This is a genomic window from Solirubrobacter ginsenosidimutans, from assembly GCF_027587205.1.
Genome location: NZ_JAPDOD010000032.1, coordinates 55,614 through 70,297 on the forward strand (window position 1 = coordinate 55,614; position 14,684 = coordinate 70,297).

The following is a 14,684-nucleotide window of genomic DNA, read 5'->3' on the forward strand; positions in this document are numbered from 1 at the left end:
CTCGGATGAGGCGGCCTCGCGGAACCGGCTCGACACTGGGTTCCCTTCTGTAGTCGAGAGCTTGGAGTCGCGTATGAGCGCCGACCGGCACGCCCGCACGATGTTGCCCATCCCGGACCGGCCGGCGCCGGGCCTGACGACCTATGACGCGAAGGACCCGGAGACCGCTTATCCGCCGATTGAGCCGTTGTTGCCGCCGGCGGGCGCGCCGAACGTCCTCGTGGTGTTGCTCGACGACGTGGGCTTTGGCGCTTCGAGCGTGTTTGGCGGACCGTGCGCGACGCCGACCGCCGAGCGGCTGGCTGCGGGCGGGCTGCGGTTCAATCGCTTCCATACCACGGCGCTGTGCGCCCCGACCAGGGCCGCGTTGCTGTCGGGCCGCAACCATCACTCGGTGGGTATGGGCTCGATCACGGAGACGGCGACGTCGGCGCCGGGCAACAGTTCGCTGCGTCCGAACACGAAGGCGCCGTTGGCGATGACGTTGAAGTTGAACGGGTACTCGACGGCGCAGTTCGGCAAGTGCCACGAGGTGCCGGTGTGGCAGTCGTCGCCGATGGGTCCGTTCGACGCGTGGCCGTCGGCGGGTGGCGGGTTCGAGTACTTCTATGGGTTCATCGGGGGCGAGAACAACCAGTGGGATCCGGCGCTGTATGAGGGCACGACGCCGGTCGAGCCTCCGGCCACGCCGGAGGAGGGCTATCACCTGACCGAGGACCTGGCCGACCACGCTGTCAGCTGGGTGCGCCAGCAGAAGGCGTTGATGCCGGAGAAGCCCTTCTTCGTGTACTTCGCGCCCGGTGCGACGCATGCCCCGCACCACGTTCCCCAGGAATGGGCTGACAAGTACAAGGGCGGGTTCGATGATGGCTGGGACGCGCAGCGCGAGCGGACCTTCGCCCGCCAGAAGGAACTCGGTGTGATCCCGGACGACGCCGATCTGACGGTGCGCCACGACGAGATCCCGGCCTGGGAAGACATGCCCGACGAGCTCAAGCCGGTGCTGGCTCGGGAGATGGAGGTCTACGCCGGGTTCCTGGAGCACACCGACCATCACGTCGGCCGGGTGATCGATGCCATCGAGGACCTCGGCGTGCTCGACAACACGATCGTCTACTACATCATCGGCGACAACGGCGCGTCCGCCGAAGGCACATTGAACGGTGCGTTTAACGAGATGGCCAACTTCAACGGGATGGCCGCGCTCGAGACGCCCGAGTTCATGCTTTCCAAGATCGATGAGTTCGGCTCACCCACGTCCTACAACCACTACGCGGTCGGTTGGGCCTGGGCCATGGACACCCCGTTTCAGTGGACCAAGCAGGTCGCTTCGCACTGGGGCGGGACCCGCAACGGCACCATCGTCCACTGGCCCGACGGGATCGAACAGCCCGGGGAGCTGCGCAGTCAGTTCACGCATGTGATCGACTTCGCTCCGACGATCCTCGAAGCGGCCGGCCTGCCCGAACCGACGATGGTCAACGGTGTGCAGCAGTCGCCGATGGAAGGCACCAGCATGCTGTACGCCTTCAACGCCGCCGACGCCCCGGAGCGCCACGAGTTGCAGTACTTCGAGATGTTCGCCAACCGCGGCATCTACCACAAGGGCTGGAGCGCGGTCACCAAGCACCGCACCCCCTGGGTGATGGTCGGCGGTGCGCTACCGGCCTTCGACGACGACGTGTGGGAGCTCTACGACGGCACGAGCGACTACAGCCAGGCCCACGATCTCGCGGCCGACAATCCCGAAATGCTGGCCAAGCTGCAACGGCTGTGGCTGATCGAGGCCGTCAAGTACAACGTCGTGCCGATGGACGACCGCACCTCCGAGCGGTTGGAACCGTCGATGGCCGGGCGGCCAACCCTGATCCGGGGCAACTCACAGCTGTTCTTCGCCGGCATGGGACGCCTCTCGGAAAACAGCGTGGTCAGCATGAAGAACAAGTCCTTCTCGGTCACCGCCGAGGTCGACGTCCCCGCCGGCGGCGCCGAAGGGGTGATCATCGCGCAGGGCGGGCGGTTCGGCGGCTGGGCCGTCTACGCCAAGGACGGCAGGGCGAAGTTCACCTACAACGTGCTCGGCATCCACGAGTACCCCGTCGCCGCCGACACGCCGATCCCGGCGGGCACGCACCAGGTGCGCATGGAGTTCGCCTACGACGGCGGCGGACTCGCCAAGGGCGGCGACGTCACCCTGTTCTACGACGGCGCCGCGGTCGGCACGGGCCGCGTCGAACAGACCCAGCCCATGGTCTTCTCCGCCGATGAGACGACCGACATCGGTCACGAGACCGGCACGACCGTCTCACCCGACTACACCGCCCAGGGCAGCCGGTTCACCGGGAAAATCAACTGGGTGCAGATCGACGTCGGCACCGACGATCACGACCACTTCATCGACCCCGAGGAACGCGTGCGCATCGCCATGGCGAGGCAGTAGGCAAACGACGCACCCTCGCGCGCAAGGACGAGCTTGCGCGCGAGGCGCTCGTCACCTCAACCTGAAGCGCGATGGCGAGGTGGAACCGTCGCAAAACTCCGGCAGCCGGTTCGAGTGTGCCTTACGCGGGCGGTCCCGGGAGGCCGAGCAACTGGATCACCGCGAAGCCGAGCAGGAATCCTGCCGCGACGATCAGGCCGATACGTGCTTGACGAATCCGGAAGTGGCCGCTGATGCCCACAAGGAAGAGCACGGTCGCGAGAAAGACGGTCGCACGGATGTACTTATCCGCTGTCTGACCTGCCTCGGATCCTTTGGCGAACGCCCTGTCCGCTTTGGCGTCGTAGGCCTTCGCGGCCGCGTCCTGTGGGATGACGTATTGCGGCATGTACGCCGGGCCGGCAGGAGCGCTCGGATTGTGTTCGGGATCCGTCGCCCGCCAGGCGTCGAATGCCGGACGATAACCGGGGCGCATCCGCTTCTCGGCCAACCGCTGCGCGTCGGCGTTTCCGGCCGTGAAGGCGGTGAACCAGGCATTGAAGGAAGCGGAATCCAGTGTGCGGGTAACGATCGCCTCGGTGTCGGCGCGGTTGGCCTTTGTGCGCTGAGCGGATGCACTGGCGAGGCTGATCGAGGATTCAGTGCCCCACTTCGCGGCCGCGTAGCCGGAGTACGCAGCGAGGATGGCCACGAAGGACAGCAGCACGGCCTCGACGATCGACAACCGGCGATCGTGCCGATCGTGGTCGTCGCCCGCGGCGTCGCTGTGCTTCTTGTGCTCGGCGATCTCTTTGCCGACCTCTGCTGGTGACAGACCCTCAGGCATGACTTTGCGATCCCGTCATCGGCCGCGAACCTAAGTCCTGCGAACGGGCCGCGCATCGCCCGAAGCGGATGACGTCGACGCGGGACCCGGAAGCGGCGGGGCTCTCAACGAGTTCTGCCGCCGGTCCGCGCCTGAAGCAACGGCACGCATCGAACCCGATCCCCCGAAGCCCCAGCACCAGCCCCGGTAGTGCGCGGTTGCGCCACCTTGGTTCATCTTCTCGACGGGTACGGGCGAGAAGCTTGCTGGACGACCGGCGGGCGGGTAGCGTCGCGGCTCCAGGCGGGATCGCGGGGTGCTGTGGTGACCGGTGGCGGTTGCGGCGGCACGTTGGTGCATATATGACGATGTCCGAGTCCGATAGCTCCCGCAGGGGGCACGCTTCGGCGCCGCTGGCGAGCGCCGGCCCGTCGTCATTCGGGTTCGCGAGCTGGCAGGTCGCCGTCGCCGCCGCTGCGATCGCGGCGGCCGTGGCCGCCGTCTGGATCACGCTGAACGCGGACTTTCTGGCCCATCCGGGATGGCTCGCGGCGCAGAAGGCCGACTTCATCGTCGGCCCGGTCTTCGTCGGCCTCTACTGGATGCGGGTTCGCCCGGAGAGCCGCTTCGGGCCGCTGCTGATCGGGTTCGGGTTCGTCGGCGCTGTCTACATCTTGCAATCGTCGAGCAACCCCTGGTTGTTCGGTACCGGCGTGCTCTGGGAAGGCGCGATCTATCTGGTCAACCTGACGGTGATCCTGACCTTTCCCACGGGACGCCTGGATGGCCGTGCAGCGAAGCTGATCTTCTTGGCCGCCGTCCTCGGCGTCGTGCTGAACTCGGTGATCAGCCTGCTGATCTCGCAGCTCGGCCCGGACGGGTCGATCTCGGGCTGCCAGGCGTTGTGCCCCGACAACGCGCTGGCGATCACGTCCCAGCCGTCGCTGGCCCTCGACCTCTCGAAGTTCGTGCGCGTCGCCGTCATCGCGGTGGCCCTGGCCACCGGCGGTCTGCTCGTGTCGCGGATGGTCCGCGGAACTCCACCCCAGCGCCGGGCGCTGGCGATCGGCGCGCCGATCGCGTTGCTGTTCACGGCGCTGCAGATCACCTATCAAGCGCTCAAGCTCGTCCATCCCGAGGCCACGGAGGTGCGTTCGGTGATCCAGTGGGGGTTGGCCGGATCGCGCTCGTTGATCTGGTACGGCTTCCTGTTCGCGCTGATCGCGGCGCAGCTGTTCGCGGGACGCACGCTGCACAGACTCGTCCGGCAATCGCTGCGGCGCCCGAACAAGCACGAGCTGGAAGCGCTCCTGCGCGAGCCGCTCGGCGACCCGCGATTGCGTCTCGTGTTCCAGGACCCCAGCACCGGGGCCTGGCCGGACGCAGCGACCGGCGAGGGCGCCCTCGATCCCCCGGAGGCGGAGCCCGGACGTACCGTCGCCCTGGTCGAGCGCCGCGATGGCCGCCCGGCGGTCGCGATCCTGCACGACGCGCAACTCGACGACGACCCCGAACTGCTGCATGCCGCCGGTGCCGTCGCGCTGCTGGCCGCTGAGAATGCCGAACTCGACGCCGCGTGGAACGACGCGCTCGACGAGCTGCGCCGCTCGCGCGCTCGCATCGTGCGCGTAGCCGACGACGAGCGCCGCAAGCTGGAGCGCAACCTCCACGACGGCGTGCAGCAGCGGCTGATCGCGACACGAATCAGCGTGGAGCTCACGCGCGAGATGGCTGACACAGGCTCGAGCATGCACGAGCGCTTGCTGAACATCGGCGAGAGCGTCGAGGTGGCGATGGCCGAGTTGCGCGAGATTGCCCACGGCCTGTACCCGCCGATGTTGGCCGATCGCGGGCTAGCGGCGGCGCTCCGGTACGTGCTTGCCCCGCTGACGATCCACACCCATCGCGTCACACGCCACCCCGCCGAGCTGGAGTCAGCCGTCTACTACTGCTGTCTCGAGGGCGTCCAGAACGCCACCAAACACGGCGGCCCGGCCGTCCAGATCTCAGTCACGCTGACCGAGAACGATGAAGCGCTGCGCTTTGAAGTGACCGATGACGGGCCCGGCTTCGACCCATCCGATACCGACGGGGGCGTCGGGCTGCAGAACATGCACGACCGGCTCGGCGCCCTCGGCGGCCGCATGTCGATCATCACCGCGCCCGGCCAGGGCACGTCGGTCACGGGCGCGGTTCCCTTGACCGACCTCGACAGGATCTCCGCCTGACGGCTGAACTGCCGGCGGCGGATCGGACACCGCTCCATCACGAGCGTCACGGTTCGCCCCCCGACGACAGCGCGTTTCGCAATCGGTTCCCCCGGCAACCAACGTCGAACGTCTGCCCAACACGTCGAACGGCCGTACCTGAATGTCAACTCAGCCCCGAAGAGTCCTCATCATCGACGATCACGCCGCGTTTCGCGACGCCGCTCGCGAGCTGCTCGAGCACCGTGGATTTGCGGTAGTGGCCCAGGCCGACTGCGCGACATCTGGATTAGAGGCCGCCGAACGCGTCGAGCCCGAGATCGTCGTGCTCGACATCGGCCTGCCCGACGGCGACGGCTTCGACGTCTGCGACACATTGACCCAGCGCAACCCTGAACTGACAGTGCTGCTCGTCTCCGCCAGGGAACAGCACAATCGCCAGGCCATCCACGATTGTGGAGCTCGCGCGTTCCTGCTCAAGTCCCGACTGCTGTCGACCGACTTCTCCAGCTTTCTCCGCGGCGACGGCGCGAACTGATCAGCGTCCACGAAGCGCCCGGACTGGTTGGAGGGGTGGGCACAACCTGCGGCCTGTGGCGGCCGTCGCTGCCCTGCGCTCGCTCGGCTCGCAGCCGCGTGCGTGCCGCGGCTGTTCTCGCGGCGCCTCGACTCCGTTTGCCCCTGGCGTCCCTCAGCGGGTTAAGGAGGTGAACGATCGATCGGTGCGGCGGGCCGCGGGCAGCAGGAGCCGGCGGAGCGCCGCGAGAAGGAGCGGTGAGGCGAGAAGCAGAGATCGACCGCGAGTCACAGATGATCTACCTGTACGAGACGGTCGATCGACGCGCCGTGTGCGCAGACTCGGGATTGCGGCGCGGCCCGCACCGACGAGCCTTGCCGTCGACAACCCGACGCGAGTGCACCGGCCCGAAGCCGGGCGCGTCAGGAACACCTATCGGATGCGCGGAGACCGACTCAGGCACGCCCTTCCCGCCGCATCCCACTCGCCACGAACTGGAACGCATCACCCCTATTCGTGCGCGCGCGACGGACCGCTTGAGCACGTCGTCGAGGAGCGATCCGCTCGTCGGCATCACGATCGCGCTCATGCCGCCACGCCCTCTTCGAGCCACTTGTCGGCTCGTTGAGCCGCCGCCCGGCTCGCGATCGCGGCGACGTCGTCGAGGTAGAACCCGCGCAGCTTTCGCGGACGGTCGCGCTCGGCGAGCAGATAACCGACGCCACGCTGCGCGCCCGGGATCGACGATGCATCCGAGCCAGCCGACGCCCAGCCTTGGCCGAGGATCGTGTTCGACGTACGCCGTCGCTAGTAGCGGCCGCGGCTCAGGGCATCGAGCCGCGACGGCGCCCGACCCTGCACAGCCCCGTCCACGGGCCAGCCCCGGGCCTCAGCCTGCGGTCGCCCGCCGGGGGCGGGTGCCCGCGCGGCGCGTTCCGGCCGGCTGCGCGCCCGCACGGTCAAGTGGACGTCAACGACCGAGTGCTCTAAGTCCAGGGGTGTCCCCTGATTGACTGCAGTCCGGCCCTCGGCACTAATCCCGAGCATGCCCAAACCCCATTGGCTCCACCGACCGAGCCCGGCATTTCTCGTCGCCGTGCTCGCGCTGAGCGTCGCGCTCGGCGGAACGAGCTACGCAGCGATCACCGTCACGGGCGCCCAGATCAAGGACGGGAGCGTCACCAGTCGCGACATCCGCGACCACACCCTGCGCGCCGAGGACTTCGAACATCAGGTGCTGGCCGGCCCGCAGGGCGAGAAGGGCGACGCCGGTCCGGCGGCGCCCCAGTTGCAGGCCGCTCCGGCCGGCCTGGCGTCCGACGCGCCCACGTCCGACGCGCCCACGTCGGGCGAGATCTTGGCGGGCGTCTTCGACGTTCGGGGACAGGCCGTCCAGGCCGGGGACACGTTCCCCACCACGCTCTCCTTCGGCCACAAGCTTCCCGCGCAACCGACCGCCGTGCGCCTCCTGGCCGACCCCGGATTCACGACGCCGGACTGCCAGGGCTGGGGCGGCGATCCCGACCCCGCTCCCGGCGTCCTGTGCATCTACGTGGACGGCACCGGCAACCAGCCCGACGTGCGGATCAACTTCGCCGGGGCCGCCAACCTCGTCGAGCTCACCGGGACCGGCCTCGCCGTTCGGGCCACGAGACCCGGAGCCCTCCATGCGTTCGGCGGCTGGGCGTACAAGGTGCCGTGAGCGGAGGCATCGCTCAGCCGACTACCGGGCATCAACCCCCCGCTTGAACCAGGCGTGCGAATAGACGGCTAGCTAGGTATGACCGGCTGCGTGGCCGCCGGCGCGAGCCGCGAGGACGTCCAGCACCAGATGCACGACGCGATCGCCTTTCACATCGAAGGGCTGCGAGAGGCTGGCGAGGTGATCCCCGAGCCCTCCGGGCTCACCGCGACGTACGTCAGAGTCGCCGCCTAGCCGCATCACGCGTCCATCCCCCAGTGGATGTGATCGCAGTGGTCCGCGCGGGCAAAGCCGCGGGGGTCGAGCGGGCCGTCGGGGTCCCAGCAGTAGATGAGCTCGGTAGAGCGGTTGGGGCCGGTGATGGCGGCGAGTTCGTGGACGACGTCGGCGCAGCGGCCGAAGCGGGTGCCGCGGCAGATCTCGCCGTCGACTGAGCCGATGTCCATCGCGCGGCCGGCCTCGTGGTTGGTGCCCGGAGCGTGGTCGTGCCGGAGCGCAGTGATGATCACGGTGTGGCGCGCGCCGATCCAGCCGAGCGTGGAGAGCAGTCGCGGGTCGATGCCGCCGGAGCGCAGGTCGTCGCGCTGCCCGGGCGTGAGGATGATGCGCGGGTTGGCGAGGAGCTCGCGGACGGTCGCGGTGTCCATCGGCGATCTCGAGGACGGTCCGCGGGCTGCGCCGCGGTATTGCTCGGCGCGGGCCAGGACATCAGCGACGTACCACTCGGCGTGGTTGTAGGCGAGGATCGCCCGGTGGTAGTCGCCAGGCGCACCGGAGGCGAGCAAATACCGGGCCGCGGCCGGGATCGCGTCGGCCGGGTCGTACGGGGACTTGCGGCCGTCGCCATCGCCGTCGACGCCGTAGCTGTCCCAGGTGCTGGGTGAGCCGATGACCGAGAACTGCATCGGGCCCGCGCAGCAGCCGTAGGTGTTCACGCCCGATCGCACGCCCGGAGCGGTCGACGTTCCGTGGCTGGTCTCGATCGAGCCGATCGCCGCCAGGATCCACGGATCGACGCCGTAGCGGGCGCCGGCCTGTTCGTAGAGCTTCAAATACATCGGCGGGATCTCGTCGCCGGCGAGCCTGGACGGGCCGTAGCCGCCGCCCTGCATCGGCTGGATGCCGAAGATCGCGCCGAGCACGCCGATCAGCAGCACGAGCCAGAGCCCGAGGACGACCACGACGACCGTGATGACGCGGCGGGTCGCGCGCGGGTTGCGCAGCGCGGCCCCGGCCACTGCGACGGCGGGCGCGGACACCGTTCAGCGCTCCAGGCCGGTGACCAGCCAGCCCGTCGGCGTGTTCGCCAGCTGCAGGCGAACGCTGTAGCGGCGGGCGCCGTCGCCGACGAGGGCGAGGAGGTCGGCTCGTTCGCGGCTGACGCCGTTGCTCTGCAGCAGCTGGATCCGCGGGCGGCGACGGCGCTCGGAGCTCGGGACGCGCGGACGGCTGCGGGCCAGCTCGGCGCGCAGCTGCGGCGACGCCGAGCGGACTTGCCCAGCTTCCCCGTGGCCGTAGGAGAACCGCAGGTAGCCCGCGAGGAAGCGGCGTGCGGCGCGCTTGCTTCGGGTCACGTCCGCCGGAGCGGGACGCAGGCCGGCCGGCGGGTCGCTCTCCTCACTCGGCGCGACCGGCGTCGAGGCCGGCACGATCGCCGCAGCGCTACCGGCCGTTGCAGGCCGGCTGACCGGCGCTTCACGTCTGAGCGCGCGTGCCGGGCCGGCATCGTCGAGCAGCGAGAACAGACCGGCGGAGGCGGCGATCAGCGCGACGGCGATCGCGAACAGCCGCGGCCGGTCGCCGTCCTGCAGCGGCCGGTTGAACAGGATCCGGAGCTGATCAACCACGGTCCCATTCGCTCGGGATCGTGTCGCGCTGGCGCTGACGGAGCTCGCGGGCGCGGCGCATGACGTCCTCGTGCAGCATCCGCGGCGTCGCGTCCGTCGTCGCCCCGTGCTCCTCCGGCGAGCTGCTCGGACGCTCGGCCGTGGCGGGTGCCGCCGCGGCGGACTTGCCGTTGGCCGACGCCTCAGGCGGCGAGCCGTTCGCGGGGACCGGTCTCAGCGGGTCGCCCGGCTTCACCCGCGCGAACCGTCCGGTGCTCGAGTGGCCGTTGTGCTGAGGGACCGCGGCGGGCGCGAGACGGTCGCCGGTCGCGGGCGAGTCATGGTCGTCCGAGCTCGCCGTCGCCGGCTCGGAGGCGTGGCTGCTCGTCGACTCGCTCGCGCCTGAGAGGGCGCTCTGCTGGCGACTCGAGCTCGGCCGGCTGACGGCGGCGAGCGCGGTGAACGGCTTCGCCGCCGCTTGCGCGCCCTGCTGCATGACCGATGGGTGCGGCAACGGGGAGGCGTCGGCGCGGCCGACGGTCGCGCCGACGAGGCGATTGGTGATCTGCTTGCGGTAGAGGAAGATCGCCCAGAAGAAGATCGTCTGCAGCGCGAACGCGAACAGGAAGCCGAGCGAGCCGGTTGAGGCGGCGAGCGCGGCCGAGACGGCCACGACGATCGCGATCACGAGCGAGTAGAGCGCCTTGATGAAGATCGCCGTTGCGAGCTTGGTCAGCCAGCCGCGGAAGAACGCGTGCCCGGCGCCGGGGAAGATGCCGACGATCAGCGCGACCGGCGCGAAGCCCAGCAGCACGAGCGCGACGACCTGGGCGAGGATCACCGCCAGTGAGAGGGACCCGAGCAGCACGACCGCTCCGAGCGCGCCGATCGTCACCAGGACCGAGAACGTCAAGCGCTGAAACGCGCCGCCCGCCTGCTGGGCGTCGACGGCCGGGGCGTCGGCCTTGTCGACCTTGTAGCCGGCGAACTGCCGGTCGGCCGGGACCTGGCCCTCGCGCAGCGCGTCGTACTCGGCCTTGCGCTCCTCCGAGCCGGGACGCTGGCGCAGGAACCGCGGCGCATACCCGCCGTAGCCGTCCTTGCCGACCTTGAGGTGATCGCGGCAGACGTCTCGGGCCGTGTCGTGCGGGCCGACCGGCCGCGGGAAGCCGTCGTCATCGAGCTGGTCGGTGTCGACACAGTGCGAGAGCCCGCCGAACTCGAGCACCGCCCACGGCTGCACCACCAGCGTCTCGAACAGGTGGTCGCTCACCTGGCGCTTGGCCTGCTCCGGGTTATCCAGTGCGCCCCGGTTCGCGCCCGACAGGAACGCCAAGGACAGGGTGTTCGTCCACTGCGACGCCTGCCCGATCGTGCGCTCCGGCTGGTAGACGAAGAACAGCGCGATGACCACGAACACGACCGACACGGCGAGCGCGCCGGCGGTCTCGGTGTAGCGCCGTTGGACGAGCGCCTTCCAGATGCCCCAGATGCCGGCGATCAGAATCGCGGCGACCATCCACGACTCGCCCAGGACGTTCTCGTACAGCGACGAGATCGCCTCCCCGATCGGCGCCAGCGCACCCGACGACCCATTCAAGAGGTCGAGTGAGAACGCCCACGTGAACAGATCGATCGTGCACTTGACCAGCAGCGACGTCGCGCTCCACAGTTGCGCCGCGGCCCACTGGGCGATCATCGGCGGCACGCCCTCGGGGTCGGTCACGCCGACGTCGACGTGGTAGTCCAGGGAGTAGGCCGAGAGCGGGTAGCGATCGGCGAGCCCGCCGGCGACCTGGGACTCGGGGGCGATGTTGCCGAGCAGATCGCTGCCGCGATACTCCGCCCCGGCGGACGGCCACGCCAGCAGCATCAGCGTGGCCGTGGCCGCGAGCAGGAACGCGGCCCGGCGCTTCATGCGGCCGCTTCCAGCACCGGCCGGGCGCCAGGGGAGGTGTCGAGGATCCGCAGCAGGTGCTCGTGCACCGGCTCGATCTGCAGCTCGGCGACGCGGTCGTCGATGTCGCGCATCAGGCACCGTCCGCGCCGATAGGACCGGACCCGCTCGACCAGCTGGCGATCTTCGGGATCGAGGCCGAGCAGCTCCAAAGCGCGGCGCGCCTCCGCGGCGGTCTCCTGGCCGAAGATGAACCGCGTACCGATCAGGTTCTCGATGTCGCCGACGTCGGTCAGCTGCTGCGTGGCCAGGATCAGCGTCGCGTTCTCCGCGCGTCCGAGCCGGTTGAGCCGATCGATCAAGCGCCGGCCGTCGCGGGAGGCGAGCAGGAACCACGCCTCGTCGAAGAGCACCACCTTGTGCACCGAGCGGTCGCCGGCGACGAGTCGCATCGCGTAGGCGGCGATCAGCTTCAACGTCGCGACGCCGAGCCGCTCGGACTGGTCGTAGTCGGCGCGCGCGATCCCGGGCGCGGGCAGCGAGAGCCCGCGGGCCTTGATCGTCGTCACCGGCCGCTCGGCAGCAACGCGAGCGCGTTCACCGTCACCGAAGCCGAGCCGCGCGACGCCGGAGTCCGCCCACACCGACAGCGCCTCCCCCGCGGAACGGGCATCGGAGTCAGCCGACGCAAGCAGCAACTCGAGCACTCGCAGACAGCTCGGCGACGGGCCCTCCAACGCGGCCCGCACCGCTTTGCGCACCTGCGTCTCCCAGGTCGCGGGCGCCTGTGGCAGCAGCTCCATCAGGTACGAGCTCGCGAGGTCCTCGCGCAGGCTCTCGGGCGCGACGACGAGCGGGTCGAGCAACCCGCGGTAGCGATCGTCGCCGGAGAGCTCGATCACGTGCACGCGGCCGGCGAGCTCCGGCAGGCCCTCGAGGTTGTGATCGGGCTTGGGGTCGACGTCGACCACGAGCGACCCGCGGCGCTCGGCCTGGAAAGCGAGCAGCTCGGCGGCGATCGTCTTGCCGGAACCGAGCGTGCCGGCCAACAGGATCGACGGCGGGCGACCCGTGCGCGACGCCTCGGTGACGTCGAAGCGCACGGGCCGCGCGCCGCCGGCCAGCGTGCGGCCGATGTACACGCCGCGATCCGACCCGGCCTGATGGGTGCCGACGGGCATCAGCGCACCGAACTGCTCGATCGTCAGCACGTCGGCGTAGTCGCGGACCGTCCCGCCGTCGGCGCGGGGCAGGTGGTCGAGGAAGAGCGAGGGCTGCAGACCCAGCGGCCGGTGGAGCGCGACGGTGCCGAAGCGGTGCACGAGCGCTTCGACGCGCGCCTCGAGCTCCGAAGCTGACGCCGCGCCGACCGCCAACGAGATCGCGACGTTCAGCAACGGCGGGCGCTCGTGCGATTGCAGGTAGGCGTCGAGCTCGCGCGCGAGCTGCCGGTTCTCTTCCGCGGTGTAGGAGAGCGGGCCGTGGGTCGAGCTCAACTGCTCGCTGAAGGCGACGTCGGCGTCGACGATTCGCCGGCGCACGCGCGTGATCGCCTCGCGGTTGCCCAACCAACGCGCGTGCACGACCGCGTCGACCGGGAACGCCAGCGCCTCCAGCGGCGAGAACAGCAATTCCGCGCCGCCCGGGAACTCGGACTCCTCCGGCAGCGCGCCCATGCCGAGCATCGCCTGGTGCGAGCGGCCCTCCTCGGCGTCGACGACCAGGGCGCGTTCCTGCTCGAACACCGGCGCGTTGGCGTGGCGCACGATGTCGGTCCCCAGCGGCTCGTAGGCCGGCCGGCCGCCCGCCGTCTCGACGATCAACGCGCTCGGCTCCCAGTGATCATCCAGCGCGGGTTCGGCGACGCCGCGGCAGGCGGCGCGGCGCAGCAGCCACTGCAGCTCGCGGGTCGTCGCCCGCCGCACCGGCAGGGACGCCTCCGCGCGACGGAAGGCCCGCTCTTCGGCCACGACCAGCGCGTCGATCTCGGTCGCCGGGATCGGCACCGGGTTCGCGACGCCGAACAGGCCCTCGACCCGCCGGCGCATCCGATCGAACCCCGCCGAACGCGTCGCCGGCAAGGACACGGCGAGATAGACCTCGGGCGTGAAGGAGCGCAGCTCGCGCAGGTGCGCCTCGTGTCCGTTCAGATACGAGCGCCACGCCGCCGGCGACTGCCGGCGCGCGTCGAGCAGCGCCATCCCCTGGTCCGCGTAGCTGTCCGCGGGGTACTCGCGGCACACCCGCCACAGCGAGAAGTCGGCCTCGACCGCGAAGGCGAACCGCGCGAGGCGGCGCAGCCAGTCGCGCTTGTCGGCGACCGCCAGGAACGGATAGGAGACCGTGTCCACGCGAAACAGCGCGGCGCGCGCGTCGCCCTCGCCGACGAGGATGTTCTGATGCGCGTAGCGCAACGGGAACCCAGTCATGGCCGTACCTCCAACACCGAACCCGGGCACAACACCACCGCGTCGCCCGGGTCGCCATCACCGCCGGGGCGAGCGTCCAGGCCGCGCAACGCGACCGGCACGTTGAACGTCACCCGCGCCGGCCCCTTCACCCGCCCGCGATGCAGCGAAGCGCCGTCGGCGTCCCAGCGCACCGCCAGCTCGCCGTCCCACCGCACCGGCTCCCCCTCGAGCGCGACCACACGCCCCGCCGAACGCCGACGCGCACGCCACCGGTACCGCAGCCAATCGAGCGCGAAGCGATGCGCTGTCCGCCCATCCGGCGCCGCCTGGGTTCCGAGCACCGCGATCGCCAGCGGCAACACGACGTATCGCAACGGCGCCGAGAGCACCCCGACGAGCTCGCTCGTCAGCGGCACAGCGCCCAGGATCACCACCGCCAGCACCGCTGCGGCGAAGTAGCCGACCGCCCGCAACGGCACCCCTCCCGGCACCGGCAGCGCCCACCGGTCGACGCGATAGATGCGCCGGTCGACCTCGAACACGCGCCGGTAGGAGCGGATGATGACCCGGTCGGCCATCAGCTCGTGATCGTCGTCCAGATGTCGCGGATCGTGCCGGCCACGTCATTCGGGGCCATCACGAACCCGCCCACGATCAGCGCCGCCAGCATGAACACCGCCATGTCCGCGAAGCGCCGGTTGAGCAGGAACATCAGCGCGACGATCGCGGCGATGCCGAGGTAGAGGCTTCTGGCCCACCCGCCGAGCAGGTTGCCGATGTTCTCGCCGACCTTCTCCCCATCACCCGCCGCGAGCGCCGGGACGGTCACCGCCCACGAGCAGACCGTCACCACGGCCGCGGTCACGAACTTGCGCATGA

12 protein-coding genes are annotated in these 14,684 nt (G+C 70.1%); 5 read left to right on the forward strand and 7 right to left on the reverse strand.

Annotated features, from left to right (window positions below; translation table 11 throughout):
• The first annotated feature begins 73 nt into the window (after window positions 1–73).
• On the forward strand, window positions 74–2,440 hold the full coding sequence (locus OM076_RS28585; protein WP_270043531.1) for an arylsulfatase: 2,367 nt from the start codon (window positions 74–76) through the stop codon (window positions 2,438–2,440).
• Between the two features lie 121 nt (window positions 2,441–2,561).
• On the opposite strand, the gene OM076_RS28590 is transcribed toward OM076_RS28585, so the two are convergent.
• Window positions 2,562–3,266 carry a hypothetical protein gene (locus OM076_RS28590; protein WP_270043532.1) on the reverse strand — a complete coding sequence of 235 codons (705 nt, stop codon included), beginning with the start codon at window positions 3,264–3,266 and terminating at the stop codon, window positions 2,562–2,564.
• A 347-nt stretch (window positions 3,267–3,613) separates the two neighbouring features.
• On the opposite strand from OM076_RS28590, the gene OM076_RS28595 reads away from it, so the two are divergent.
• The 4 genes from OM076_RS28595 to OM076_RS28610 all read left to right on the forward strand — a co-directional run bounded on the left by OM076_RS28595 (window position 3,614) and on the right by OM076_RS28610 (window position 7,905).
• The gene (locus OM076_RS28595) at window positions 3,614–5,473 is read left to right on the forward strand and encodes a sensor histidine kinase (RefSeq protein WP_270043533.1); all 1,860 of its coding nucleotides are present in this window, start codon (window positions 3,614–3,616) and stop codon (window positions 5,471–5,473) included.
• Between the two features lie 142 nt (window positions 5,474–5,615).
• Window positions 5,616–5,990, forward strand: coding sequence for a response regulator (locus OM076_RS28600; protein ID WP_270043534.1), 375 nt, complete (start codon window positions 5,616–5,618; stop codon window positions 5,988–5,990).
• 1,024 nt (window positions 5,991–7,014) lie between these two features.
• On the forward strand, window positions 7,015–7,671 hold the full coding sequence (locus tag OM076_RS28605; RefSeq protein WP_270043535.1) for a hypothetical protein: 657 nt from the start codon (window positions 7,015–7,017) through the stop codon (window positions 7,669–7,671).
• A gap of 78 nt (window positions 7,672–7,749) precedes the next feature.
• Window positions 7,750–7,905, forward strand: a complete 156-nt coding sequence (locus tag OM076_RS28610) for a type II toxin-antitoxin system HicB family antitoxin (RefSeq protein WP_270043536.1) — start codon at window positions 7,750–7,752, stop codon at window positions 7,903–7,905.
• Window positions 7,906–7,910: 5 nt separating this feature from the next.
• Here OM076_RS28610 and OM076_RS28615 read toward each other — a convergent pair whose 3' ends face one another.
• The 6 genes from OM076_RS28615 to OM076_RS28640 are packed head-to-tail and all read right to left on the reverse strand — an operon-like array spanning window position 7,911 to window position 14,682.
• Complete coding sequence (locus tag OM076_RS28615) at window positions 7,911–8,930, reverse strand: lytic transglycosylase domain-containing protein (RefSeq protein ID WP_270043537.1); 1,020 nt, start codon at window positions 8,928–8,930, stop codon at window positions 7,911–7,913.
• 3 nt (window positions 8,931–8,933) lie between these two features.
• Entirely contained in the window at window positions 8,934–9,518 is a 585-nt protein-coding gene (locus OM076_RS28620) for a hypothetical protein (RefSeq protein ID WP_270043538.1), read from the reverse strand.
• The gene (locus tag OM076_RS28625; RefSeq protein WP_270043539.1) at window positions 9,511–11,415 is read right to left on the reverse strand and encodes a hypothetical protein; all 1,905 of its coding nucleotides are present in this window, start codon (window positions 11,413–11,415) and stop codon (window positions 9,511–9,513) included. The genes OM076_RS28620 and OM076_RS28625 overlap by 8 nt, the downstream gene beginning before the upstream one ends.
• Entirely contained in the window at window positions 11,412–13,823 is a 2,412-nt protein-coding gene (locus tag OM076_RS28630; protein WP_270043540.1) for an ATP-binding protein, read from the reverse strand. Before OM076_RS28630 ends, OM076_RS28625 begins: the two co-directional genes overlap by 4 nt.
• Entirely contained in the window at window positions 13,820–14,383 is a 564-nt protein-coding gene (locus OM076_RS28635; RefSeq protein WP_270043541.1) for a TcpE family conjugal transfer membrane protein, read from the reverse strand. The genes OM076_RS28630 and OM076_RS28635 overlap by 4 nt, the downstream gene beginning before the upstream one ends.
• The gene (locus OM076_RS28640) at window positions 14,383–14,682 is read right to left on the reverse strand and encodes a hypothetical protein (protein ID WP_270043542.1); all 300 of its coding nucleotides are present in this window, start codon (window positions 14,680–14,682) and stop codon (window positions 14,383–14,385) included. The genes OM076_RS28635 and OM076_RS28640 overlap by 1 nt, the downstream gene beginning before the upstream one ends.
• Between the last annotated feature and the right edge of the window lie 2 nt (window positions 14,683–14,684).